26 protein-coding genes are annotated in these 25196 nt (G+C 64.9%); 16 read left to right on the forward strand and 10 right to left on the reverse strand.

Annotated elements, in window-relative coordinates; translation table 11 throughout:
* Positions 1–15 precede the first annotated feature (15 nt).
* From PTE31013_RS03250 to PTE31013_RS03265, 4 genes are all read left to right on the forward strand, one after another.
* On the forward strand, positions 16–879 hold the full coding sequence (locus PTE31013_RS03250) for a VOC family protein (RefSeq protein ID WP_150611363.1): 864 nt from the start codon (positions 16–18) through the stop codon (positions 877–879).
* Between the two features lie 45 nt (positions 880–924).
* Positions 925–1656 (forward strand): class II aldolase/adducin family protein, encoded by a 732-nt coding sequence (locus PTE31013_RS03255; protein WP_150611364.1) that lies wholly within the window; start codon positions 925–927, stop codon positions 1654–1656.
* 135 nt (positions 1657–1791) lie between these two features.
* Positions 1792–3129: an MFS transporter gene (locus PTE31013_RS03260; protein ID WP_150611365.1), complete on the forward strand. Its 1338-nt coding sequence runs from the start codon at positions 1792–1794 to the stop codon at positions 3127–3129.
* Positions 3130–3233: 104 nt separating this feature from the next.
* Entirely contained in the window at positions 3234–4373 is a 1140-nt protein-coding gene (locus PTE31013_RS03265; protein WP_246173887.1) for a porin, read from the forward strand.
* Between the two features lie 121 nt (positions 4374–4494).
* Here PTE31013_RS03265 and PTE31013_RS03270 read toward each other — a convergent pair whose 3' ends face one another.
* On the reverse strand, positions 4495–5544 hold the full coding sequence (locus PTE31013_RS03270) for an aldo/keto reductase (protein ID WP_150611366.1): 1050 nt from the start codon (positions 5542–5544) through the stop codon (positions 4495–4497).
* Between the two features lie 229 nt (positions 5545–5773).
* Here PTE31013_RS03270 and PTE31013_RS03275 point away from each other — a divergent pair, with 229 nt between their 5' ends.
* Both PTE31013_RS03275 and PTE31013_RS03280 read left to right on the forward strand, forming a co-directional pair.
* On the forward strand, positions 5774–6763 hold the full coding sequence (locus PTE31013_RS03275) for an AraC family transcriptional regulator (RefSeq protein WP_246173870.1): 990 nt from the start codon (positions 5774–5776) through the stop codon (positions 6761–6763).
* A 187-nt stretch (positions 6764–6950) separates the two neighbouring features.
* The gene (locus PTE31013_RS03280) at positions 6951–7202 is read left to right on the forward strand and encodes an MJ0042-type zinc finger domain-containing protein (RefSeq protein WP_150611367.1); all 252 of its coding nucleotides are present in this window, start codon (positions 6951–6953) and stop codon (positions 7200–7202) included.
* Positions 7203–7215: 13 nt separating this feature from the next.
* Here the strand turns inward: PTE31013_RS03280 and PTE31013_RS03285 are convergent, their stop codons facing one another.
* The 6 genes from PTE31013_RS03285 to gtdA all read right to left on the reverse strand — a co-directional run bounded on the left by PTE31013_RS03285 (position 7216) and on the right by gtdA (position 13716).
* Positions 7216–8157 carry a 2-hydroxyacid dehydrogenase gene (locus PTE31013_RS03285; RefSeq protein ID WP_150611368.1) on the reverse strand — a complete coding sequence of 314 codons (942 nt, stop codon included), beginning with the start codon at positions 8155–8157 and terminating at the stop codon, positions 7216–7218.
* 250 nt (positions 8158–8407) lie between these two features.
* The gene (locus PTE31013_RS03290; protein ID WP_150611369.1) at positions 8408–9751 is read right to left on the reverse strand and encodes an MFS transporter; all 1344 of its coding nucleotides are present in this window, start codon (positions 9749–9751) and stop codon (positions 8408–8410) included.
* A gap of 216 nt (positions 9752–9967) precedes the next feature.
* Positions 9968–11185 (reverse strand): 3-hydroxybenzoate 6-monooxygenase, encoded by a 1218-nt coding sequence (locus PTE31013_RS03295; protein WP_150611370.1) that lies wholly within the window; start codon positions 11183–11185, stop codon positions 9968–9970.
* Between the two features lie 46 nt (positions 11186–11231).
* The gene (maiA, locus tag PTE31013_RS03300; protein WP_150611371.1) at positions 11232–11873 is read right to left on the reverse strand and encodes a maleylacetoacetate isomerase; all 642 of its coding nucleotides are present in this window, start codon (positions 11871–11873) and stop codon (positions 11232–11234) included.
* Positions 11874–11882: 9 nt separating this feature from the next.
* Entirely contained in the window at positions 11883–12581 is a 699-nt protein-coding gene (locus PTE31013_RS03305; RefSeq protein WP_150611372.1) for a fumarylacetoacetate hydrolase family protein, read from the reverse strand.
* A 97-nt stretch (positions 12582–12678) separates the two neighbouring features.
* Positions 12679–13716 carry a gentisate 1,2-dioxygenase gene (gene gtdA / locus PTE31013_RS03310; RefSeq protein WP_150611373.1) on the reverse strand — a complete coding sequence of 346 codons (1038 nt, stop codon included), beginning with the start codon at positions 13714–13716 and terminating at the stop codon, positions 12679–12681.
* A gap of 194 nt (positions 13717–13910) precedes the next feature.
* Between gtdA and PTE31013_RS03315 the strand changes: the two genes are divergently transcribed.
* From PTE31013_RS03315 to PTE31013_RS03325, 3 genes are all read left to right on the forward strand, one after another.
* Positions 13911–14861 (forward strand): LysR family transcriptional regulator, encoded by a 951-nt coding sequence (locus PTE31013_RS03315; RefSeq protein WP_150611374.1) that lies wholly within the window; start codon positions 13911–13913, stop codon positions 14859–14861.
* Between the two features lie 73 nt (positions 14862–14934).
* Positions 14935–15516 (forward strand): Holliday junction branch migration protein RuvA, encoded by a 582-nt coding sequence (gene ruvA / locus PTE31013_RS03320; RefSeq protein WP_150611375.1) that lies wholly within the window; start codon positions 14935–14937, stop codon positions 15514–15516.
* Positions 15517–15568: 52 nt separating this feature from the next.
* Positions 15569–16477 (forward strand): LysR family transcriptional regulator, encoded by a 909-nt coding sequence (locus PTE31013_RS03325; protein ID WP_150611376.1) that lies wholly within the window; start codon positions 15569–15571, stop codon positions 16475–16477.
* Between the two features lie 28 nt (positions 16478–16505).
* Here PTE31013_RS03325 and PTE31013_RS03330 read toward each other — a convergent pair whose 3' ends face one another.
* Together PTE31013_RS03330 and PTE31013_RS03335 are read right to left on the reverse strand one after the other, a co-directional pair.
* Positions 16506–17825 (reverse strand): MFS family transporter, encoded by a 1320-nt coding sequence (locus PTE31013_RS03330; protein WP_281351778.1) that lies wholly within the window; start codon positions 17823–17825, stop codon positions 16506–16508.
* Positions 17826–18220: 395 nt separating this feature from the next.
* Positions 18221–19093: a LysR family transcriptional regulator gene (locus PTE31013_RS03335; protein WP_150611377.1), complete on the reverse strand. Its 873-nt coding sequence runs from the start codon at positions 19091–19093 to the stop codon at positions 18221–18223.
* A 200-nt stretch (positions 19094–19293) separates the two neighbouring features.
* Between PTE31013_RS03335 and PTE31013_RS03340 the strand changes: the two genes are divergently transcribed.
* Genes PTE31013_RS03340 through PTE31013_RS03365 form a run of 6 tightly spaced genes read left to right on the forward strand, consistent with a single transcriptional unit; the run spans position 19294 to position 23694 of the window.
* Positions 19294–20145 (forward strand): transporter substrate-binding domain-containing protein, encoded by an 852-nt coding sequence (locus tag PTE31013_RS03340; protein WP_150611378.1) that lies wholly within the window; start codon positions 19294–19296, stop codon positions 20143–20145.
* Positions 20146–20156: 11 nt separating this feature from the next.
* On the forward strand, positions 20157–20837 hold the full coding sequence (locus PTE31013_RS03345) for an amino acid ABC transporter permease (protein WP_150611593.1): 681 nt from the start codon (positions 20157–20159) through the stop codon (positions 20835–20837).
* Positions 20827–21489 carry an amino acid ABC transporter permease gene (locus PTE31013_RS03350; protein ID WP_150611379.1) on the forward strand — a complete coding sequence of 221 codons (663 nt, stop codon included), beginning with the start codon at positions 20827–20829 and terminating at the stop codon, positions 21487–21489. Before PTE31013_RS03345 ends, PTE31013_RS03350 begins: the two co-directional genes overlap by 11 nt.
* A 32-nt stretch (positions 21490–21521) precedes the next feature.
* Positions 21522–22481 (forward strand): agmatinase, encoded by a 960-nt coding sequence (locus PTE31013_RS03355; RefSeq protein WP_150611380.1) that lies wholly within the window; start codon positions 21522–21524, stop codon positions 22479–22481.
* Positions 22482–22495: 14 nt separating this feature from the next.
* Positions 22496–23224 carry an amino acid ABC transporter ATP-binding protein gene (locus PTE31013_RS03360; protein ID WP_150611594.1) on the forward strand — a complete coding sequence of 243 codons (729 nt, stop codon included), beginning with the start codon at positions 22496–22498 and terminating at the stop codon, positions 23222–23224.
* Positions 23225–23280: 56 nt separating this feature from the next.
* On the forward strand, positions 23281–23694 hold the full coding sequence (locus PTE31013_RS03365; RefSeq protein WP_150611381.1) for a RidA family protein: 414 nt from the start codon (positions 23281–23283) through the stop codon (positions 23692–23694).
* Between the two features lie 107 nt (positions 23695–23801).
* On the opposite strand, the gene PTE31013_RS03370 is transcribed toward PTE31013_RS03365, so the two are convergent.
* The gene (locus PTE31013_RS03370; protein WP_150611382.1) at positions 23802–24311 is read right to left on the reverse strand and encodes a hypothetical protein; all 510 of its coding nucleotides are present in this window, start codon (positions 24309–24311) and stop codon (positions 23802–23804) included.
* A 474-nt stretch (positions 24312–24785) separates the two neighbouring features.
* On the opposite strand from PTE31013_RS03370, the gene PTE31013_RS03375 reads away from it, so the two are divergent.
* On the forward strand, positions 24786–25103 hold the full coding sequence (locus PTE31013_RS03375) for a DUF190 domain-containing protein (RefSeq protein ID WP_150611383.1): 318 nt from the start codon (positions 24786–24788) through the stop codon (positions 25101–25103).
* The last annotated feature ends 93 nt before the right edge of the window (positions 25104–25196 follow it).

Raw genomic sequence — 25196 nt, forward strand, 5'->3', positions numbered from 1 at the left:
CGCAGGAGACAAGCGGTGATCAATCTGCACGACATCCGTTACGTGCGGCTGGGCACACGCGACCTTGAAGGTGCCACACGTTATGCGCGCACCATTCTTGGATTGCAGGAGGTGCGCCGTGAGGCCGGTTACGTTTTCCTTCGCAGCGACAGCCGTGATCATTCGGTGTGCTACTTCGAGGGCGATCCCGCTGACCAGACCGTTGCGTTCGACATTGCCAGCGACGCAGATTTCGATGCCGCCGCCGCACAACTCGACGCCATGCGCATCGACGCGCGCCGGGGCACGCGCGACGAGGCCGACGGGCGCCGTGTCGCCGATTTCCTGACGTTTCGCGACCCGACCGGCAATCAGATCGAACTGGTATTGCGGGCCGCGCAGACGGGGCGCGGCTATCACGGCGAGCGCGACGCAGGCATCGACTCGTTCAGTCACGTGGGGCTATGCACGACCGATGCGCGTCGCGATGAAGCGTTCTGGACGAGCGTATGCAATGCGCGTGTCTCGGATCGTATCGGCGACGCACCGCTGCTGCGCATCGACGAAGTGCATCACAAGATTGCACTGTTTCCGGCCAGGCGCGCCGGTGTCCAGCACGTGAACTTCCAGGTCAACGGCATCGACGACCTCATGCGCTCGTGGTACTTCCTTCGCGAGCAGGGCGTGCCGATTCGCTTCGGTCCGGGACGTCACCCGACGTCGCACGCCATGTTCCTTTACTTCGCTGGGCCCGACGGCATGGTCTACGAGTACTCCACGGGCGTGCGAAAGATTGCGCCGGAAGACGAAGCGACGTACGTGCCGCGTCAGTTCCCGTTCGATCCTACCGGGTTCTGCATGTGGGGCGCCGCGCCTGAGATCCCCGAGTTTTCGGCCTGACGCCTCGCGTCGATTCCACTGGCGGCGTAAGCCCCCCGATGCTCCATGACACCTGCTCCCTTTCCCACTGCCGATATCGCCGAGCGTGACCGCGCGGTGCGCGTGGCGGCTCGTACCCTGGCCCGTGCAGGCCTCGCCCACGCCTATGGGCATTGCAGCGTGCGGCTCGATGCCAAGCACTTCCTTGTGTGTGCGGCACGTCCGATGGGTCTCATCGGCGTTGGCGAGGCAGGCACGGTGGTGCCCGTCGACGGCCCGCTGCCCGACGGCGTGCTGGGTGAAGTTCGTTTGCATCAGGCGATCTATCGCTCACGTTCCGAGATCGGGGCGGTGGCGCGCACCATGCCGCCCAGGACGATGTCGCTCTCGACGCTGCGCCGCACGCCGCGTGCGCTACATGGTCCGGGCACCTATTTTGCCCCCGGCGTACCGCTGTGGGATGACCCGCAACTCGTGCGTACCGATGCGCAGGCCGAGGCCGTCATCGCTGCGATGGGGACGAACGCCGCCGTGGTGATGCGCGGCAACGGGGCCGTCGTCGCTGCCGACACGCTCGAAGCGATGGTCGCCCTCACGTGGTACCTCGAAGACGCCGCGCGGGTCGACCTCGACGTGCTTGCGCTCGAAGCGACATATCCCGCGGCGGTACTCGACATCGACGCGTGCCGCGCGCGTGCCACGCGCTCGGGACGAATCATCGAGCGCATGTGGGAATACCTGTCGGCGGGCGACCCGGAACGGCACGACGCAAGTGCGTCGCCGGCGGTGCGCGCGTGAGGCTCGCCCGCCGACGCATCAGGCACCTGTTTTTGACGTAATCGCCCCCTAACCGGCGAGGCCTTCACAGAGCGTCGTTGAAAGACGCCACGGCCCGTCGCCCAGCCCGCGGTCTTTACCGCACAGGAGACAGACATGGAAATATCCGCTTTGATGAATCGCCAGGGCATCACGCCGTTTCAATGGCGCGTGATCGCCCTGTGCTTTCTGATCGTGACACTGGACGGCTTCGATACCGCCGCCATCGGCTATCTTGCGCCGGCCATCCGCAGTGAGTGGACCATGGCGACAACCAGCCTCGGCACCGTCTTTGGCGCGGGGCTCGGCGGTCTGATGCTCGGCTGCTTCATTTTTGGCCCGCTGGCGGACCGCATCGGCCGCAAACGTGTGCTCATCCTCTCGGTCATTCTGTTCTCGCTCGGCAGTATCGCGTCGGCGTTCGTGCGCAGTCCGACCGAGCTTGCCGTCGTGCGCTTCGTCACCGGCATCGGCCTGGGCGGTGCCATGCCCAACGCCATCACCCTCAGTTCGGAGTACTGCGCCGAGCGCATGCGTTCGCTGCTCGTGACGGCCACGTTCTGTGGCTTCACGCTGGGCTTCGCCATCGGCGGCGAGATTGTCGCGCAGACACTTCCGCACATCGGCTGGCGTGGCGTGCTCCTTGCCGGTGGCGTGGTACCGCTGCTCATCGTGCCGGGACTGATGCGCTGGTTACCCGAATCCATGCGCTATCTGGCCGCACGCGGCGATCGCTCGGCGCAGTTGCTGGCCATTGCGCAGCACATCGACCCGCAGGTCACGCGCATCGACCCGGAAGTCGCTCCGGTGGGGGCTGCCAGCTCGGCCGTGGGCGGTCTGTTCACGCGCCGCTACATCGTCGGCACGCTGCTGCTTTGGGCGACCTTCTTCTGCACCCTGTGTGCGTTCTATCTGCTCACGAGCTGGCTGCTGCTGGTCGTCAAGGACTCGGGCTACACGCTCGCGGAGGCGGCGCGCATTGGCGCGATGCTGCCGCTTGGCGGCACGGTCGGCGCCGTGTTGATCGGTTTCGCAATGGATCGCACGAGTCCGTATCGTGTGCTGGCCGCGTCGTATGTCATGGCCGGGATCGCGCTGTGCGTGCTGGGTACGGTCACGCACCAGACGGGATGGCTGATGGCGGTTGTCTTCCTCGCCGGCTTCGGCGTGGCAGGTTCGCAGACCGGGGCCAACGCCCTGGCGGCGGCGTATTACCCGACCGCCTCGCGTGCCACTGGCGTGGCGTGGGCGCTTGGCGTAGGGCGCCTGGGCTCGATCCTCGGGTCGGGCCTCGGCGGCGTGCTGATCGCCACCGCGGCGAGCACGGCACAGGCGTTCCAGATCGTCGCCATCCCGGCATTCATTGCGGCAGGACTCATGCTCGTGATGCGTCGTCGGGTTCGCCGCACAGGCGGCCTTGCGGCGGCCAGCCCGACCGTATCGGGCACGGTCTGACCGGCACGCGGGACGAGCGCCTGGCGGCGCGCATTTCTATAAGTCGCCGGCCGACACCGGCCGGACCACTACAAGCTGTAACGTTCAATGGAGACATCACTGTGATCCACAAGGGACTGCCTGCGCTCGCGCTGGCTGCCGGCCTCGCGTTGGCTGATACATCCGCTTCGGCCCAGAGCGTGACGCTCTATGGCGTTCTCGACACCGGCATCGAATACGTATCGCATGCGGGTGCCGACAACCGCGCGCTCGTGCGCATGCCGGCCAACACGGGCTCGTTGCCCTCACGCTGGGGCTTGCGCGGTGACGAGGATCTTGGTGGCGGTTTGCACACGGTGTTCGCACTCGAGAGCGGCTTCAACGTTCGTGCCGGCGACCTGAATCAAGGCGGGCGGTTGTTCGGCCGGCAGGCATGGGTGGGGCTGTCGAATCGGTATGGCACGTTGTCGTTTGGCCGCCAGTACTCGATGACGTTCTGGGTGATGGGCGATGCCGACATCCTCGGCCCGGATCTGTACGGCAGTGGTTCGCTCGATAGCTACATCCCCAACGCGCGCAGTGACAACACGATTGCCTACAAGGGCGTGTTCCACGGCCTGACGGTGGGCGCGACCTACTCGTTCGGACGCGACAACGGCGGCACCGGCAACGCTCCGGGGCAAGGCACCTGTGCCGGACAGACGGCGGGGCAGATGACGTCCTGCCGCCAGATCTCCGCCATGCTCAAGTACGACACGGCCTGGTTCGGCGTGGCGGGCGCCTGGGACGAGCAGCGTGGCGGCAACGGTGCGGCGGCGAACTTTTTCAACGGTGTGTCGACCGTGCCGCTGACGAGTTCGTCGGACACGGACACGCGATGGCAGTTGAATGGCTACGTGAAGGGGGGCAACTGGAAGGGCGGCGCGGGTTGGCTGGGCCGTCGCGTGCAGACGGCGTCGGCGGCTGTGGCCGATGTGAACACCGACATGTTCTACGTCGGTGCGCAGTACCAGTTCACGCCGGCCTTCGCGGTGGACGGTGAGATCTTCCGCATGTTGAACGCGCGCCAGAACACGCGCGCGACGATGGCGACCCTGCGCGGGACCTACTTCCTCTCGAAACGCACGGCCGTGTACACACAAGTGGCGTGGTTGGGGAACAGCGAACACGCGGCGTATTCGGTGAGCTCGGGTGGGGCGGGAGGTGCACCGGCGGCGGGCACGAATCAGCTCGGTGTTAACGTCGGCATGCGTCACACATTCTGACCCATAGGCATCGTGGTCGTGCCGGTGACAAGACCACGATGCCGAAAGTGCCGCGCACGGCGCCCGCCGTGAGCGGTGTTTCGCTGACTGCGGTTCGGGGGAGGCAACGCCTCCCCCATTGTCAAAGCGGGCCGGCCTCGGCGAGCTGTGCGCGGCGCGGATCTCCCTGGCGCGAGAGCATCCAGCCGGGGTATTCGCTCGGCAGTGCGCTGGCCGCATTGATGGCGGACAGGTCGCGTTCGCTGAGCGTGACACGCGCTGCCGCGATATTGTCGTCGAGCTGATCGGCTCGCTTGGCGCCGATGATGACCGTCGAGACGACCGGCTGGGCGAGCAGCCAGGCGAGTGCGATCTGTGCGACCGATACGCCCTTCTCGGCGGCAATGCCACGCATGACGTCGATGGCGTCGTAGGCACGTTCCACATTGACCGGGGGGAAGTCGAAGGTTTGCCGGCGGCTGCCTGCCTCGGCCTGACCGTCACGCGTGTATTTGCCCGAAAGCAGGCCGCCGGCCAGCGGACTCCACACCATCAGACCGACGTTCTCGCTGCGCAGCATTGGAACAATTTCGCGTTCGAGATCGCGCCCGGCGACCGTGTAGTAAGCCTGAAGCGATGCGAAGCTCGCGAGGTTCAGGCGCGCCGAAATGCCCAGCGCCTTGGTAATCTGCCACGCGGCCCAGTTCGAGACACCGATGTAGCGCACGTGCCCCTGACGCACCAGCGTGTCGAGCGCTGCGAGGGTCTCTTCGATGGGCGTGACCGGATCGAAGCCGTGCACCTGGTACAGATCGATGTGATCGAGTTGCAGGCGCTTGAGGCTGGCCTTGATGCCATCCATGATGTGATAGCGCGACAGGCCGCGCGAGTTGGCCCCTTGCGCGCCCGTCGCACCGAAGACCTTGGTGGCGACCACGACGTTATCGCGCGGCACCTTGAGATTGCGCAGCGCCTGGCCGGTCAGGATTTCCGACTGGCCTTCCGAATAGACGTCGGCCGTATCGATGAAGTTGATGCCCGCGTCGAGCGCACGGCCCACGAGCGCATCGACATCCTGTTGTTGCAAATGGCCGATCTTGCTCCACAGTTCGCCCTGTCCGCCGAAGGTCATCGTGCCGAGGCACAGTTCCGAGACGAAGAGGCCGGTATTGCCGAGTTTTCTTTGTCGCATTGCATCGCTCCGTTGAAATTGCCGCCCGTGGCATGGGGCCGTCAAAAGGGTGAAAACGGCTTGCACGGGATGAGAAGAATTATGCGTCGCGGGGTATTGGGCAAGCAGTACCTGTTTCTGCACATTTCCTGCCTGATCGTGTGAATTCCATCCCGGAGGATCAGGCAAGAGAGTGTGGCAGGGGTATGCTTTGCAGCATTGCGGCCGTCAAGTGGGGATCGGCCGCCTCTTGAGTGAGGGCATTGCCATGCATCTGGTGAAGACTGTGCTTCGCGAGGCGTCACAGCCAACGTTTGGCGACGATCCGTCGCTTGCCGCGCGTACCGAACTGGTGCATCTGCTGGAGCGAGCGACGCACGGCCTGGAAGGCACGACGCCGACGGCGGTGGACGGCCTGTTCGTGCATCGCATCCTGCATCCCGGCGGGCCGAAGCCGGCGCTGCAACAGCCGGCGTTTGCCGTCATCGCACAGGGCGAGAAGCGCTTGCAGATCGGCGAAGCGGATTACGCGTACGACCCGATGCACTACATGGTGTCGTCGGTCCATTTGCCGGTGGTGGCGCAGGTGTCGGGGGCGAGTGAGCAATCACCGTATCTCGGGTTGCGGCTCGACTTGTCGGCCGAGGATGTTACATCGCTCATCGGCGACGAGCATCTGCCGCCGCCGGCCCCCGCGGTGAGCGGCCGGGGCATGTACGTCAATCGTCTGGATGCAACGCTGCTCGATGCGGTGCTGCGGTTGCTTCGGTTGCTGGAAACGCCGCGCGACGTCCCGATCCTCGCGCCGATGATCAAACGCGAGATCGTCTATCGATTGCTGATGAACGGGCAGGGGGCGTTGCTGCGGCAGATGGCGCTGCAGGACAGCCAGATGAATCGCATTACGCGCGCCGTGCGTTGGCTGCGCGAACATTACGCACAACCGTTGCGGGTGGAGGCGTTGGCGCAGGAGGTGCATATGAGCGTGTCGTCGCTGCATCATCACTTCAAGCTGGTGACGGCCATGAGCCCGGTGCAGTATCAGAAGCAATTGCGTTTGCAGGAGGCAAGGCGGCTGATCTTTGGGGCTGACATCACCGTGGCCGCGGCAGCGCAGGCGGTGGGCTATGAAAGCGCATCGCAGTTCAGCCGTGAATACGCGCGGGTGTTTGGTGAAGCACCGCTGCGCGACAAACGCCGATGGCTGCAGGAGGGCGAGGCTGGAGCGCCGCGAAGCTAATCGTTTTGGGGCCGCGTTTGCGTGCGACGAAATGGGATGCGACGTCCTCGTCGGGAAGGGCGGGGCGTGCGTCTTCTCGCGCATCCCGCACGGTGCGCTTGACCCATGGCCCCGAACAAGCGCCACACGGCGAACCGGCTGGTTGTAAAATCGGTGACGTTGCCGACTTGCCTGCAGGAGGCTCGCCATGCTGTCGATCCATACCGGTTTCGTCGTTTGTCCCACCTGTAAAGCCCGCTTCCCCGTCGCGGCGAGCGAGCCGACCGTCCAGGCGATGTATGACTATCTCCATTCGAAGGCCGAAGTGAAGTGCCCGACGTGCGAGACGGTCTTTACCACGGGCAGTGCCGCGAGCAGCATCGAGTTCGAGCCGGTCAACGACGGCGTCACGCTCTCGCCGTCGCCCGTGCGCAGCATCGACGGGCTCGACAATCACTGAGGCAATTCGCGGCTCACAGCGGCGTCAACAGCGGCTCTCCCGCCTGGAAGCGGCGCGTATTCTCGAGAAACAAGGCGAGCGTGGCGGCTTCCGCCTCGGGTGAGCGGCCCGCCACGTGCGGACTGAGCACCACATTCTGCAAGTCGATCAGTGCCGGGGGCGGTGACGGCTCGCCTTCGTAGACGTCCAGCCCGGCGCCGGCGATGACGCCGTCGCGCAATGCGTCGGCCAGGGCGGCCGTGTCGACGATGCTGCCACGCCCCAGATTGACGAGAAAGCCGTGCCGGCCCAGCGCGTGCAGCACTTCCGCGTTCACGAGGTGATGCGACTGCGCGCCGCCCGGCGCCGTCACGACGAGGTAATCCGCCCACTCGGCCAACGCCAGCACGCTGTCGAAGTATTGATAGTGGGCAGGCGCGTCGTCGCGACGGTTGCGGTTCCGGTAGCCGATTGGCATATCGAACCCTTCGCCACGCTTGGCGAATTGACGCCCGACGGCCCCCAGCCCCACGATTCCCAGCTTCTTGCCAGACACGCCGGGCTGCATCGGCAGCGCGTCGCGCCACACGCCGCGGCGGCAGGCGGCGTCGAACGCCGGAACGCGCCGCACGGCAGCGAGCAGGAGGGCGAAGCCCTGGTCCGCCACGGTCGGCGCATTCGCACCGGCGCCGTTCACGGCCACGATATCGCGCGAGCGCATCGCGGCGACATCCAGATTCTCGTAGCCAGCGCCGAGGGCGCAGACCAATGCCACGTTCGGCAGGTGCGACAACTCGGCAGCGCTCAGACCACGCGCCCCGTTGGTCAGCACGAAGCGCGCCCGCTCGCCTTCCAGCCCCCAGCCTTCCGGCACGGGGTGATGGCTGGGGTGGTACGCCACCTCGAAATGGGTTTGCAGTTCGGACAACTGCTCGGGGTGCATCGGGATAATGACCAGCAGTGGGGGCAACGACACCTTCAATCTCCGCAGGGAAGTGGGGACACGCGGCGCAACGCCACAATGACGCGGGTGCCGCTTGGACACCCCGAATTCGCCGCCAGCCGACACTGTATGCCTATCGGCAAGAATTTGCGCGATGCGGCACGCGGCTGGACATCCGGAGCGTCGCGATTCCCCCGGCCGGAAACGCGCGCGGGCGCCATCGCGCAATGCGAATGGCGCCCGCGCGAGCCTGAGCCGTGACAGGTTACGTGAGCCGAAGCGCTTAGACCGTCGCTGCTATTGCACGCATGGCTTGGTGGTGCCGCAGGCGACCCAGCGTGAGCATCGTCAGGCCAGCGAGCACAGCGGGCACGCCGATGGCGGCGAAGAGGGCTGGCATCGACCAGCCCATGGCGAGCATCGACGCGCCGCCGACCGAGCCGACCACCGACCCCAGGCGCCCGACGCCGTTGGCCCAGCTTACGCCCGTGGCGCGGCAGTCCGTCGGATAGAACCCGGCCGACAACGCGTTCGCGCCGACCTGACCGCCTGACACGCAGAACCCGGCCCAGAATACGGCGACCGAGGCGAGCACGGGCGAACTGGCAAACGGACCGACGGCCGCGACGCAAGCGCCCGCGAGCACATAAGCGGCCGCAAGCACGTAGTGCGGGTTGAAGCGGTCCATCAACCAGCCGAGCGCGATGGCGCCGAGCGTGCCGCCCACCTGGAACATCGAGGTGACGATGGCGGCGTTGCGCAGCGTCAGGCCGTTAGTGCGAAGCAGCGTGGGCAACCAGCTCGAGAGCAGATAGATCACGAGCAGGCTCATGAAGAACGTCACCCAGAAAAGCAGCGTGCCGCGCAGCAATTCGGGTTTGAACAGATGCTTCACCGGCGACGTCGTCGACGGCTTTGTCGCAACATTGAACGTGGCGCCGCGCAGGTCCTCGTTCGGCGCAATGCGTTGCAGCGATGCCGCGATGCGCGCCGGCGACTTGCCCGCCATCACGAGATAGCGCACCGATTCGGGCAGCGCGCGCGCGAGGACCACGCCGAGCACGAGCGGCATGACACCGCCCATGATCAGCACGGCGCGCCAGCCGAAGGCTTCGATCAACCCGGCCGAGGCGAGACCGCCCAGCGCCGATCCGAGCGTGAAGCCGCAGAACATGGTCGTCACGAGGAACGAACGGCGCGACTCAGGACAGTATTCCGACGTCAACGTGATCGCATTGGGCATGGCGCCGCCGAGGCCGAGGCCCGTCAGGAAGCGCAGGGCGATCAGTTGCCAAAGTTCCATCGACCACGCCGACGCGAGACTCGCCACGCCGAAGAACACCACCGAGAAGATGAGAATGGACTTGCGGCCGAACTTGTCGGCGAGCGGCCCGAACACAAATGCCCCGGCCATCAGGCCCGCGAGCCCGGCGCCGAACAGTGGCGCCAGAAGCGCCGGGGAGAGCGACCACTCGGCGCGAATGGCGGGGGCGATGAAGCCGATGGCGGCGGTGTCGAAGCCGTCGATGGCGACGATCAGGAAGCACAGCACGACGATCATCACCTGGAACGGCGAGATGCGATGTCGGTCAATGAACGCCGTCACGTTGATGGGGGTGGCTGGCATGGGTTGTCTCCTCAGGGTTGCCAGAAGCGGCGCGGCAGGTGGGCCGTCGTCGCCGGAATGCGTTGCGGTGATTGTTGTTATGGGGGACTGCCAATCCATCGCACCACTAAACGCGTTGCGAGGGAGGCCACGCGACGGTGTTGATCCGTCGCGTGGTGGGATGCCCGGATGCCGGGCGGTGAGTCTTGGGGGGCTGCGGCGCTGCCGGGCTTGGGCTCAGGCGTCCGCCAGCCATGGCGTTTGCGACAGGCAATGCTCGGCACGCCAGCCGTGCAGCCATTGCAGGGCGTCGTAGAACTGCGTTTGCGTGCGGCCCTTCCACAGCGAATTACGCACCCAGCGATCCACGCCCTTCGCGTGATAGACGCGACCCATGTCGCGCGCGCCGTAGAGCACGCGGGCGGTGCGGGGGATGCGGGCGTGCTCGTAGCGGCGGAAGGCGTCGACGAATTCGCCGTTCGCCGCCGCATAGGCGGCACCGAGCGTGACGGCATCTTCCAGCGCCTGGCAGGCCCCTTGCGCGATGTACTGCGTCATCGGGTGGGCGGCGTCACCCAGGATCGTGGCGCGGCCGAAGCTCCACTGCGCGACCGGATCGCGGTCGGCGGTGGCCCAGCGTCGCCACGACGTCGGACGGTCGAGCATCTGGTGCGGCAGCGCATCGATGCCTTCGAAGTACGACAACACTTCCTCCTTGCTGCCGTCGCGCACGCCCCAGACTTCCTGCTCGCGGCTGTGGAACGTCACCACGAGGTTGTATTGCGTGCCGCCGCGCAACGGGTAATGCACGAGGTGGCAGTTCGGTCCGGCCCAGACGACCGGCGCGTTGACCTGCAAGTCCTTTGGCATGTTCTCGACGTCGACCACCGCGCGATACACGACGTGACCGGTCACGCGCGGCTCGTCGCCGATCAGCACGGCGCGCACGGCGGACTTCACGCCGTCGCAACCGATCACCGCGTCGGCCGTGTGGCGCTCGCCGTGCTGGTCGATGACGGTGACGCCCTTGTCGTCTTGCTCCAGCGTAACCACGCGCGTTGCCGTCCGGAACTGAATCAGCGGATTGCGCTGCACCGCTTCGAGAATCGACAGGTGGATGTCGGCGCGGTGGATCACGGCGTAAGGATTGCCGAAGCGCTCGCGATACGGCGCACCGACGTCGACCTGCGCGATGATGCTGCGGTCGATGGCGTCGCGCAGCGTGATGTGGTCGGTGAAGACCGAGCGCGCGCGGGCGGCTTCACCGACGCCGAGCGCGTCGAGTGCCGCGAACGCATTGGCGGCGAGCTGAATGCCGGCGCCGATCTCGCCAATGCTTTCGGCCTGCTCCAGCAGTTCGATGCGTACGCCCTGATTGGCGAGCGCGAGGGCAGCGGCCAGGCCGCCGATCCCCCCGCCAATGACGAGGGCTTTGGGTTGAGAGGTTTGACTCATGGTTGGGGTTGTCTCCTGCGGCCTGTCCAGCCGTTCTGGATGGAAGTCAGGCCGTGTAGTCCGGCTGACGGTTGGGCGCTGCCGCGAGGAAGGCGGGATGCGTCTCCGCCTGCGCGTACACCGCCATCGCTCGTGGATAGGCCGACAAGTCGCAGCCCATGCGCTGGGCATTGGCGATTTGCGGAATCAGGCACACGTCGGCGAGCGTCGGCGCGTCGCCGAAGCACCACGGGCCGTGGCCGTGCTTGTCGAGCCATCGTTCCACGCCGGCCATGCCCTCGGCGACCCAGTGGCGGTACCACGCGTTCTTCTGTTCGGCGCTGAGGCCCAGCGGGCCTTGCAGATATTTCAGAATGCGCAGGTTGTTCACCGGGTGCATGTCGCAACTGACGAGCATTGCCAGCTCGAGCACGCGCGCGCGCGCTTCGATGGCCTGCGGCACCAGGCGCGGCTCGGGATACTTCGCGTCGAGATAGTCGAGGATGGCGAGCGACTGGCCCAGGGAAAAGTCGCCGTCGATGAGCGCGGGCACGGCGGCCGACGGATTGACCTCGTCGACATACGCACTGGCACGATGCTCGCCGGCGCGGATATTCACCGGAATCGTGTCGAACGACAGCCCCTTGAGCGCGAGCGCAATGCGCACGCGATACGACGTCGAGCTGTTGAAAAAGCTATAGAGCTGCATGACGATGCCTCAGACCACGCGCACGGTGATCTCGCCCAGCCCTTCCACCGCAGTGACCATCGTCTCGCCGGCCTTGACCGGGCCCACGCCTTCGGGCGTGCCGGTGTAGATCAGATCGCCCGGCGCCAGACGGAAGAACTGCGACAGGTACGAGACCGTCTCCGCCACCGACCAGATCAGATGCGTGATGTCGCTCTTTTGCTTTTGCACGCCGTCGAGCGTCAGCGAAATGGCCGCCTTCTCGATGTGACCGACGCTCGACACCGGATGAATCGGGCCGATCGGGGCCGAGGCATCGAAGGCCTTGCCGATCTCCCACGGACGGCCCATTTCGCGCATCTTCATCTGCAGGTCGCGGCGCGTCATGTCCAGACCCACGGCGTAGCCCCAGACATGCTCGAGCGCCTGGTCGAGCGGAATGTCCGACCCCGCCTTGCCGATCACCGCGACCAGTTCGGCTTCGTAGTGATAGTTGGTCGTCTGCGTGGGGTACGTCAGCGTGAGCGTCTCGCCGTAGGCCACCGGCAGCACGGCATCGGCCGGCTTGCAGAAGAAGAACGGCGGCTCGCGGTCAGGATCGAAGCCCATTTCACGGGCGTGCGCGGCGTAGTTGCGGCCAACGCAGTACACGCGGCGCACGGCGAACTGATCGGCGCTGCCAACAACGGGAATGGCGACGGTAGCGGGCGGAGCGAAGACGAAGGACATAGTGTTTGACTCGACGAATAATGAATAGAACCGTGGCTGCGCACGCGGGTCATGCGGGTGTGCGGCGCGCGGCCGATAAGTGAACGTTGGGCTGGCCTCAGGTGCGCGACTCGCGCAGCAGGTTCAGGGCCGCCAGCACCGGGCGATCCGAGTAGCTGAACAGCACGGCGTCTTCGAGCGCGGCGAGCTGCACCGGCGCCCACGACGGCACGACAAAGTGATCGCGCGGCTCGAACTGGAAGACCTCGTCGCCAATGCGCGCCGTGCCACGACCCTCGACGACCGAAAAGACCGTCGCATCGGTGCTGCGATAGGTCTTGCCCTGGAAGCCGGCGGGCAGGTATTGCATGAACGTCGCCATGGTCGGCATCGGCCAGCCGCCGGTCGCCGGATTCACATAGCGCAGCTTGATGCCGTCCCACGGATCGAGTTCGCCGTTGCGGTACAGCGTGTCGATCGCTTCGCGCGAGCGGGCATAGGGATAACTGAAGATCGGCGAGGTCGGATCGCTGACCTTGTGATGCACCGGCAGCATGTTGTACCCGTAGCGCGCGAAGCTGTCGCCCTCGGGGCGTAGCACCGGCTGTTGCGATTCGGGGTAGTTCTCGGCAAAGCCCGCGTCGAAGTACTGCACGAGCGGGATGTCGAGGCCGTCGAGCCACACGACCGGCTCGCCGTCCGCTGGGTTGCCGTGGTCGTGCCACGTCCACGACGGCGTGATGATGAAGTCGCCGGGGTGCATCGTGGTGCGCTCTCCGTTCACGGCCGTCCAGGCGCCGCAACCCTCCACGATGAAGCGCAGGGCCGATTGCGTGTGACGATGGCTCGGGGCGATCTCGCCCGGCAGAATGAGTTGCAGCCCGGCGTAGAGCGAGCCCGTGATGCTCGACGACCCCGGCGTTCCCGGGTTCTGCAAGACCAGCACGCGGCGCACGGCCTCTTCGGCGCTGATGACGCGTCCCGCTTCCATCACCAGCGGTCGCACTTCGTTGTATTTCCAGATGGCGGGCACAACACGCGGGCGCGGCTGAGGGGGCACGAGGCTGTGCAGCGATTCCCATAGCGGGGCCATGTGGTTGCGGCCGATGTGTTCGTAGTAGGCGGCGCGTTCGGCGCTGGGGGCGCGTCCAGGCATGCGTGTCTCCGTGTCGGTGTGGGGCCCGGTCAGTGCGTCTGGCAAGCTCGGCAGACGGGGACTTGCGGGTCTATGAGTAGCGTTATACTCGGCGAGACATATTCTTTGAAATGAATAAATCATCGAATCCATACGAAAAATAGTATGGGTAGGGTGATGCTTGAGGGCATCCCGAAGGTGCCCGGAGACCCCGTATGGACTGGACCCACCGCCTGCGTCTGCGCAACCTGCAGATGCTGCTGACCCTCGCGGAGACTGGCAACATGAGCCAATCCGCGACATTGCTCAACACGACGCAGCCCGGTTTGTCGAAGTGGCTCAAGGATTTGGAGGAGGACATTGGCCTGCCCCTGTTCGAGCGTCAGGCGCGGGGTTTGCGACCTACGGCCTACGGGGAATCCCTGATCCAGCACGCCCGACGCATCGAGGCACAGCTCGACACGGCGCGAGACGATCTCGACGCCATGCGCGAGGGCGGCAGCGGGCTGGTGGCGATCGGCACGTCAGGGGCGTCGTCGGCGGACACGGTGCCGCTCGCGATGTTGCTGCTCCTGCAGCGCATGCCCCGCGTACAGGCGCGCGTGATCGAGAACACGATGGACCGGCTGATGAATCAGCTCGCGCACAGCGAAATCGATATCGTTGTCGGGCGCTCGGCGCCCGAACTGCAGGACCGCACCGTTCGCGCCGAGGCGCTATACCTGGAGCCGCTGCATTTCGTTGCGCGCGCCCGCCATCCCGTCTTCTCGCTCGACCAACTGGATTGGCCCGACATGCAGCGCTATCGCTGGGTGGTTTGGCCGCGTGGCACGCCCATTCGCAACGCGCTGGAGGCGGCGCTGGCGGAGGCCGGATATCCGCTGCCGAACGACACCGTCGAGTCGAACTCCACGATTCTCAATCTCACGCTGCTCAACAACAGCGACATGATCGGCCTGGCGTCGCACCGCACGGCGAGCCGCCTGCAGGCGCTCGGCGCGCTGCGTATCGTGCCGCTGCGGCTGGCGGGGTTCGGGGCGATCTCGATGTACTGGCGCGATGACGGCGCGAACCGATCGGCAGTGGCGGCGGCGCTTGAGTGCCTGCGCAGCGCGGCGCGGCGCTCGATCGGTGACGCGGTCGTGGGCATCGAAGGGGACGGATAAGCTTGTCGAGTCCGCTGCCGGGCTGGTGGCTGCTACACTTGCCGCCTGTCGAAGTCACTCTCTCGGGGCGTCAATGATTGGCCGCATCTCCGGCACATTGCTGGAAAAGAATCCGCCGCACATCCTGGTCGATTGCCAGGGCGTGGGCTATGAAATCTCGGTGCCGATGAGCACCTTCTTCAACCTGCCGAACCTCGGCGAGCGCGTGACGTTGCTCACCCAGTTCATCGTACGCGAAGACGCCCAACTGTTGTTCGGCTTCGGCTCGCCTGACGAGCGCAATACCTTTCGCGAACTGCTCAAGATCTCCGGCGTGGGCGCGCGCACGGCACTCGCGATTCTCTCGGGCATGAGCGTCGCGGACATCGCACAGGCCGTCACGTTGCAGGAGTCGGGGCGCTTGACCAAGATTCCCGGCATTGGCAAGAAGACGGCCGAGCGACTGCTGCTCGAACTCAAGGGCAAGCTCGGCGCGCAACTGGGCACGGTGTCCGGCACGGCGGCGCCTCACGATCACAAGAGCGACGTCGTCAACGCACTGCTCGCGCTGGGCTACTCGGACAAGGAGGCGCTCGCCGCCGTCAAGTCCGTGCCCGACGGCACGAGCGTGTCCGACGGCATCAAGCATGCGCTCAAGGCGCTCTCCAAGGCCTGAGCGCGACAGGATCCCGCCCGTGGCGGTCGCGACGGGGCAGTGAGGAGGCGGCATGCAGCTGCGATGGCTTGAAGACTTCGTCGAACTGGCGCGCACGCGCAGTTTTACACGCGCGGCGGAGAACCGTTTCGTCACGCACCCGGCATTCGGGCGACGCATCCGCGCGCTGGAAGAGTGGGTGGGCACGCAGCTCGTCGAGCGGAGCAAACCGCTCGAACTCACGGCGGCGGGCACCGTGTTTCTCGATGCGGCCACCAACGCGCTCGACATTCTCCACGGTGCTCGCACGCAGTTGCAGGACGCCGCCCCCACGCTCGAGAACAATCTGAAGATCGCCACGGGCCGAACCCTGGCCGCAACCTTCTTTCCGGATTGGTACGACGATGCGGTCTCGCGCATCGGCTTCTTCACCGCGACACTGTCCACGGGCGGTGCCGAGGAAGCCATTCTGCGGCTGGCGGCGGGCGAGGTCGATCTGCTCATCGTGTATTCCAGCGCGCACACGCGGCTGCTCATCGATCAGGAGCGTTACGACTGGTTGACTGTTGCGCGTGAAGTGCTGGTGCCGGTGAGTGCGCTCGATGCCAAGGGGCGTGCCACGTATCGGCTAGCGGCCGGGCCGTCGCCGATTCCCTGGCTGGCGTTCGCCCGTACGTTGACGTTGCGGGCCGTGCTCACCCGGCATCTTGCCGAGATGGCGAACCGGCCAACGCTCAAGCCTGTGTATCAGGCCGATTCGTACGAGGCCATTCTGGCGATGGCGCGGCGCGGTGCCGGTATCGCCTGGCTGCCGCAACGCCTGGTGGCCGACGACATTGCGCGTGGTGCGCTGGCGATCGTGGGCGGCAAGGAATGGCAGATTGGCTTCGATATTGCGCTCTACCGGCGACGGCACCAACCGCATCCGGTGCTCGATGCCATTTGGCAGAGCGCGCGTCAGGCATCGGGGGACGACGCGTGATCCTTGCGCCGTCCCTCGATGTGACCGATCAGTGCTCGTGTTGCAGGTACTTCGCCTGACGCGGCAAGCGCAGGCTGACGAGGAACGCCAGCACCATCATGCCAGTCACGTACCAGTAGAACGTCGGCTCCATCCCGGCCTTCTTGAGGCCAAGTGCCACGTATTCAGCCGAACCGCCGAAGATGGCATTGGCCACGGCGTAGGCCAGGCCCACGCCGAGCGCGCGCACTTCGATCGGGAACATTTCGGCCTTCACGATGCCGCTGATCGACGTATAGAAACTCACGATGGCGAGCGCCAGACAGATCAGGAGAAACGCTGCCGTCGGGCTCTGCACCGTCTTGAGCGCCGTGAGAATCGGCACGGTGGCGATGGCGCCGAGCGAGCTGAACAGCAGCATGTTGTTGCGACGGCCGATCTTGTCGGACAGCATGCCGAAGATCGGCTGTATGCACATGTAGACGAACAGGCAGCCCGTCATGATGTAGCTGGCGGTCTTGATCGGCATGCCGGCCGTGTTCACCAGGTACTTCTGCATGTACGTGGTAAAGGTGTAGAAGATCAGCGAGCCGCCAGCCGTGTAGCCGAGCACCGTGAAGAACGCGGCCTTGTGATGGCGGAACAGCCCCGCGATCGAGCCGGCTTCGCGGTTGTTGCGGCTTGCGCTGGTCGAGGTCTCGTGCAGCGTGCGACGCAGCAGCAAGGCAACGACAGCGGTGATCGCACCGACCACGAACGGAATGCGCCAGCCCCAGGCCTTGAGTTCAGCCTCACTGAGCAGTTGCTGGAGAATCACGACCACGAGTACGGCGAGCAACTGGCCGCCGATGAGCGTGACGTACTGGAACGACGAGAAGAAGCCGCGACGGCCCTTGAGCGCGACTTCACTCATGTACGTTGCCGTCGTACCGTACTCACCCCCCACTGACAGGCCTTGCAGCAGACGCGCCAGCAGCAGCAGCGCCGGAGCCCAGTTGCCGATGCTGGCATGCGTCGGGAGCGCGGCGATCAGCAGCGAGCCGAAGCACATCATCATTACCGAGATGACCATCGAGTTCTTGCGGCCATTACGGTCGGCGATACGGCCGAAGATCCAGCCGCCGATCGGGCGCATCAGGAAGCCGGCCGCAAACACGCCCGCGGTGTTGAGCAATTGCGCGGTGGGGTTGGCACTCGGGAAGAACGCCGGCGCGAAGTAGATCGCGCAGAACGCATAGATGTAGAAGTCGAACCACTCGACCAGATTCCCGGACGATGCCGCGACGATCGCGAAAACGCGCTTGCGGATCTCTTCCGAGGTGGGCGGCTGGGCGGCCATGGCGGCGTTGGTAGTAGCTGTGTCTCTCATTTCTACTGGCGATGCGGGCATCGCATTAATAACTACGTTTGCAACATGACGCGGACGCGCTCGCCTTGCCGAAATGACCTATCCGAAAGGCGCGAGCAAGCATCGCGTCGCGGGGGGCGGGGCCACTATAGCGGGTGTGGGCATGGACAGACAATGCCTGAGTGCGGAATCGATTATTGTGAATATCGAAACAATCACCGCGATTGTTGCGCTGCAGCATGGTGGTCGCGCCCGTCGGGCGGTGGTTTGCGAGCACGTTGCGATCGTTTCGAGAGATGCGTCGATGCGGCGAAATTCGAGAAAATTTTTTAAATGTGTGACGCGCATGCGCGGCTTCATCAAGGAAATCACGCGCCGTGCAACCTGTGGGCCCAGCGTGCCACATTGCCGACCCCTCATTGACGCGGATGGAACTGCGTCAGCAAATCGAGAAACAACTCCAGTGCGCGAGTCCTGGGGCGCGAGGCTTCGGTAATGGCGCTGATGGCGTTCTCGTACTCGGGGCCTGCCGGTACCTGAGCCAGCGCATGGCGCTTCGAAAACAACGCGGCGTAATACTGCGGCAGCAGGCCGACGTAATGCCCGGAAAGCACCAGCATGGCAACGGCCTCCAGCCCCGACGCCGCCGGTCCACGCGTCAGCCCCAGCGAGTTGAGCGCCTCATGGACAAACGGCTGGCTCCGGTAGACGAGCGGCAGCGTCGACGCCTCGTTGATCCGATGCCGTGCCACATACAACCGGTGACGCTCGATAAACAGCGGCTGGTAATGAAACCCGGCTTCGTGGCGGTACATGCCGCGAATCGCGATCTGTACCCGGCGCTCGCGCAACGCGAGGTCGAGTTCGTTGAACGTCATGACCGTCAGCTCGACCTTCACGTCGGGCGCATGCGCCTTGAGCGCGGCCAGCGCTTCGGGGATACGGCAGCCAACATCTGACACGATGTGCTCGACCATGCCAATGGACAACGTACCGGAGAGCACACCGCGGACCGCATCGATTTCGGGGCGTATCCGCTCCAGCGACTTCAACGCGTCGCGGGCAAGCTCCAACGCGACCTTGCCCGCGTGCGTCAGAACGAAACCGGACGGCCCGCGCTCACACAGGCGGGTGCCCAGCGTCTCCTCGACCTCGCGGATATGCCGGCTGATCGACGCCTTCGACATGTTCAACTGCTTTTCCGCCGCCGCAAAGCCGCTGGCCTGGGCCACCGCACAGAAGATGCGCAACGAGCGCAGGTCACGCTCACTGAAGTCACGACTCGCCACCGCTCCACTCCCGGAATAAGCGCCAAAGCCGTTGCGGATGACGCGTCTCAAAAGGTTTCGTTTTTTGGAACCATACCAATAAAAAAATCATTTTTCATGATCTTTTTGCCCGCATACATTGGATTCCACCCGCACCGGAACGGCCCTGGCCGACCCGATGCGCCTGACCGATTCGATACCCACACCACGCGAGGCAAGCGATGAAGACCTGGTCCAGACGATCCTTTGTAAAGGCGACGCTCGCATCCAGCGCCGCATTGGCGCTGCCGACAATGGCCTATGCCGAAGGCGGCACCCTGGCCGACATCAAGAAGCGCGGCAAGCTGACGGTTGGCACCGAGGCGGCCTACGAGCCGTTCGAGTTCGTGGAAAACGGTCAGGTCGTCGGGTACGGGCACGACGTGCTCGAACTGATGGCGGCAAAACTCGGTGTGAAGCTCGAGCAGATGAACCTGCCGTTCCAGGGGCTGCTGCCCGGCCTGATGTCGCACAAGTTCGACTTCGTCGCCACCAGTGTGGGCATTACGCCGGAGCGCGCCAAGCGCTTCGCGTTCAGCCAGCCGGTGGGCGTGGTGCGTTCGGTCCTGATGGTGCGTGCCGACGACATGGCGATCCAGCACGACATGGACATCGCCGCCAAGACCATCGGCACGCAGATGGGCTCGTCGTCGCAACCGGTGGCGGAAGAATTCGAGAAGGAATTGAAGGAAAAGACGGGCAAGGGCTATGCCGGCACGCGGCTGTTCCAGGCCTATCCGGACGTGTCGAACGCGCTCGCGAACAAGACCATCGACGTGGCGCTCATGCCCTCCAATATTGCGGCCGTCCAGATGCGCAAGCAGCCTAACGCCTTCCGCATTGTCGGCACCATTGGGCAGCCGAAGCTGCTGGCATGGGTCGCCAACCCCAATGATCTGGAGATCCGCAAGTTCATCAACGATTCGCTCGATGAATTCCGCGCGAACGGCAAGCTCGCGGCACTGCAGAAGAAGTGGTTCGGCGCCTCGATGGACACGCCGCACGCGAACTACCTGCCACAAGGTGCCATTTGACGCCCGCCGCCATGCTCGGCGGATTCGGCATGGGCGGCGTGATTGCCCCGTTTCTGGGAGGCGTTGTCTCGGGAACGGCGATCACGCTGGCCGCCTCGGCGGTCGCCTTCGCGATCGGCCTGGCGCTCGGCATCGTGCTGCTGCTCGCCCGCATCTCGCCGCTCGCGCCGTTGCGCTCGCTTGTCGTGTTGTGGGTGAGCCTGATCCGCGGCACGCCCGCGCTGATTCACATGCTGATGGCGTATTACATGGTGCCGGCGCTGTTCGATATCTCGATCTCGCCCATCACTGCCGGGATTGCGGCGCTGGCCTGCAACACCAGCGCCTATATCGTCGAGATCCTGCGCGGTGCGCTCGGTACGATCCCTCATGGACAACGGGCGGCCGCGTACGCCATGGGCATGCGCGTCTCCCAGGTCTGGCGGCACGTGCTGCTCCCGCAGGTGATCTATCGCGCCATTCCGCCGCTCACCAGCGAGTTCACGATCCTGCTCAAGGCATCGTCGCTGATGTCGATCATCGCCGTGCCGGAACTGGCAACGGTGGCCCGCAACGCCACGCTGCAGACCGACCTGCCGCTCCAGGTGTTCGCGATCACCGCTGCCGTGTACTTCGTCCTTCTGTTCTGCATTTCGGCCGCCTCGCGTCTGTGCGAGCGCCGCGTCTCCAGGATGCTGCCCCATGGCCATTGACGTCTCCATCGTCAGGGAAGCGATTCCCGTGCTGCTCGAAGGCCTGCGCGTCACGGCGCTGGTCAGCGCCATCGGCGTTCCGCTCGGCGTGGCGATCGGTATCGTCGCCGCCTACGCGGCGCAGTCGCGCAGCGTCTTACGGCCGGTCGCGCTGGGCTACGTGGAGCTGGTGCGCAACATCCCATACCTGATCCTCGTTTATCTGTCGTTCTTCGGCTTGCCCAAGCTCGGGATCGGCGCGTCGGCCATGACCGTAGCGGTGGGCTGCACGGCGTTCTATACCGGCGGCTACTTCTGCGAAATCCTGCGTGCGGCGCTTCGCAGCGTAGCCCGAGGGCAGACGCATGCGGCACTCTCGCTCGGCATGACCTATTGGCAGACGCAACGGCACATCATCGCGCCGCAGCTCTTCGGCTTTCTGATTCCGCCAACGACGAGCCTCGTGATCATGATGTTCAAGGACTCGGCCATCTTTTCGGTCATGAGCCTGCCGGAGATGACATACCAGAGCAACCTGCTCACGGCCAACACATTCGCCTACGTTGAAGTGCTTGGCACGACGGCCTTGATCTACTGGGTCAGCAGCGTCTTGCTGGCCAGCGTGGGGCGGCGTCTGGAAACCGTTGTCGGGCGACGTATCCGGCACGCCTGACACCCCCGAAACTCCCACCCAAGGACACTCTCATGACGACCTACACCGTGGCGCCCCGCACCGGCCATCCGACGCTGCTGTATTCGGAGCTGGATCTTGACATCGATAATCTCAAGGCCGACATCGCCGTGCTGGGCATGCCGTACGGGGCTCCCTATGCGGCGTCGGATTTCAGCAACGACCAGACGAATGCGCCGTCTGCCATTCGCCAGGCGACCGACCGCGTTGTGCGCCGCCCGGGCCACTACGACTTCGATATCGACGGGCCGCTGCTCCAGGACCGCACGGATATCCGCTTCGTCGACTGCGGCGACATCATCCCGGACCTGACCAGGCCCGGAGAGCACTACGCCCGCGCCGAGGCGGTGGTGCGCCGTATCGTGGCCGGCGGCGCGATGCCCATCGTGCTTGGCGGCGATCACGGCATCACTACGCCCGTGCTGCGCGGCCTGGACCAGAAGGGACCGATCACGCTCGTGCACATCGATGCCCACCTCGATTGGCGCGACGACGTGAACGGTGTACGCGAAGGTCTTTCGAGCCCGATTCGCCGCGCGTCGGAGATGGCGCACGTGGATCGCATCGTGCAGATCGGCCTGCGTGCGCAGGGGAGTGGCCGTTACGAGGAACTGGTTGCGGCGCGCGCGTACGGCGCCGAGCTGGTGACCGCGTATGAACTGCATGACATCGGCATGGATGCCGTGCTTGCGCGCATCCCGGACGGCGGCAACTACTACCTCACGATCGACGCGGACGGACTCGACCCGTCGACGATGCCGGCCGTCGCGGGGCCTGCGCCGGGCGGGGTGACGTTTGTGCAGGCGCGCAAGCTGATTCACGGCCTGGTGAGAAAGGGGCGGGTGGTCGGCATGGACATCGTGGAAATCCAGCCCGAGAAAGACGACGCGAACATGATCTCGTGCGTGACGGCCGGTCGTCTGATCCTCAACCTGATCGGCGCGTCGATTCGCGCAGGGCACTTCGACAAATGAGCACGGCGCAACCGATGATCGACATCCGGAACGTCGACAAGTGGTACGGCGCGCATCACGTGCTCAAGCAGTGCTCGACGCATGTGGGCAAGGGCGAGATCGTGGTCGTGTGCGGACCGTCCGGCTCCGGCAAGTCGACACTGATCAAGACGGTCAATGCGCTGGAGCCGTTCCAGAAGGGCGATGTCGTCGTTGCCGGCACGTCGCTCACCGCCAGTACGACGAATCTGCCGAAGCTGCGCAGCAAGGTCGGCATGGTCTTCCAGCATTTCGAACTGTTCCCGCATCTGGATCTCACGCGCAATCTCACGCTGGCGCAGCAGATCGTGCTGGGTCGGGACGCCGGCGCCGCGCGCACCAAGGCGCGCGCGCTGCTCGATCGGGTCGGCTTGTCGGCGCATGCGCACAAGTACCCGGGGCAATTGTCGGGCGGTCAGCAGCAACGCGTGGCCATCGCGCGCGCGTTGTCGATGGACCCGATGGCGATGCTGTTCGACGAGCCGACCTCGGCGCTGGACCCGGAGATGGTCAACGAGGTGCTCGACGTGATGGTGGAACTGGCTCGCGAAGGCATGACGATGATGGTCGTCACGCACGAGATGGGTTTTGCGCGGCGTGTGGCCCATCGCGTGGTGTTCATGGAGGACGGCGCCATCGTCGAGGACAGTCCGACCGACGTGTTCTTCAACGATGCCGCCAGTGCCGCCGCCAAACGTTTTCTTTCCAAGATCCTCGCGCATTGAGTGTGCGACCGTGTCGCGCTGCGCGCATCCGCATCAAGGCCCCCTACCGAGACATCATGACGCATACCCGAATCCGAAAATTCAACACCCGTGACACGTACGCGGAGCAGAAGCTTGACAACGATCTCTGCCAGGCGGTCGTTGCCGGCAACACCATCTATCTGCGTGGGCAGATCGGGCAGGACCTCGAGACGCGCGAGTCCGTCGGCATCGGCGATGTCGCCGCGCAAACGGAAAAGGCCATGGCGAATGTGGCAATGCTGCTTGATGAGTGTGGCAGCCAGCTCGCGGACATCTGCAAAGTCACGGTGTATCTCGTCGACCCGCGCTATCGCGAGGCCGTCTACAACGTCATGGGGCGCTGGCTCAAGGGCGTGTTTCCGGTGTCGACCGGCATCGTCGTGCAGGCGCTGGCGCGTCCGGAGTGGTTGGTCGAGATCGATGTGACGGCGGTGAAGTCGGAGGCATAAGCCGCGTTAATGACACCACAACGGCGCTTGGCCGGCGTGTAATTGTCGGCCGGGTACCGCGCCTCGCGAGCGAGGTCGAACACGCGGAAGCGCACTCAGCAACCCACTCAGAAGCGGCGTTTGACGTATATCGTCGCGCCCAGTTCGTGTGAACGTAGCAGCGGTATGCGGGCGCTTGCCGAGACGGTCCAGTCCTCGGTCTTGAGCGACAGTCCTCGCTTCGGTTCGGTGCCCAGCTTGTCGTCGGTGTTGGCCCACTGCACGAGGGACAACTGGGGTGCCGTGGAAGGCCCGATCTTCAGGTAGTGTTTCGTCGGTCGCGCGGCAGTTTCGGCGGCTGCGGTGTCGATCCAGTCCACATGTCCGTCTTCCGCAGTCGGCACCGCACTGTTGATGGCTTCGATGCGCGTGTACAGGAGCGCGTTGTCGTTGGCGTTGGCTGTGGTGTCCGGACCTTCGCGACCAAACGGATACAGGGTCACGCGAACCGCAGGAACCGCAGCAACAGAGACCGGTGGTGGCGGTTGCGGCACCTGTATGGGAAGTGGCCCGGGGCCAACGTTGGCGAGCATCATCTGTTCGGATGATCCCGAGTTGGCGCCTTCTGCGATCGCCACGCTACTTAGCGTAACGACACATGCGCCGATCATCCATTTGCCTAGGCACGTCATGGACATGCCTCCCGTGAAGGAATGGAAACGCTACGTCACCAGCCCCAATTTGTCGCACGTACAACGACCTTCGTATAACGAACCGTCTTGTGTGGTCTTTTCGCGGTGTACGCATTTAGGAAGTGTAGTCAGTCATTTGCGTCCCGCCACCCCAATTTGTACTGAGGTTGATCGTCGTCACACCGGGAGCGGCCGCCCAAGCCCGTCGGACGTGACGCTCGCGCGGGGTGGCGTCAACGCGGCTCCGGGTTTGTCCTGAGGTCGCCGCGGCCATCGGCGACGCTGGGGGATGGCACTGCCGCGGCATTGAACGCGTTGCGTTTCCGGCGGTGCGCGATGTGCTAGATTTAAATCAACAGACGTGGGTATGTCAGTCAGGGCCGCACGAACGCGACTCGCGCAGCGTCTGGGGAGGTCATCATGCGGGGATGTCAGCTTACCTTCTACACGCAGCAAAATCATCGCCACGGCCATCAACCGGTCGCCGATTGGATCATGAACGAAGTGCGACAACTGGGCATTCGCGGCGCGACCCTGTTCACGGGGACGGAAGGGATCGATCATGTCGGCAAACGCCACGCCGCCCGATTCTTCGAACTCACCGAACAGCCGATCGAGATCGTGCTGGCAATCACCGACGAGGAAGCCGAGCGCTTGCTCGACGTGATTCGCGCCCAACGCGTCCATATCTTCTACACGCGCTTCCCTATCGAATTCGGTACGCTGGGTGATAGTTAGGCTGCGGCGGGGAGGACCCGCCACAGCCTTGTCCGAACGTGGTGCGCAAACGCCGAGTACCGCCCAGCGTTCCGGATCGTCGCGCGTCGTTGG

The organism is Pandoraea terrigena (assembly GCF_902459705.1).
Classification (GTDB): domain Bacteria; phylum Pseudomonadota; class Gammaproteobacteria; order Burkholderiales; family Burkholderiaceae; genus Pandoraea; species Pandoraea terrigena.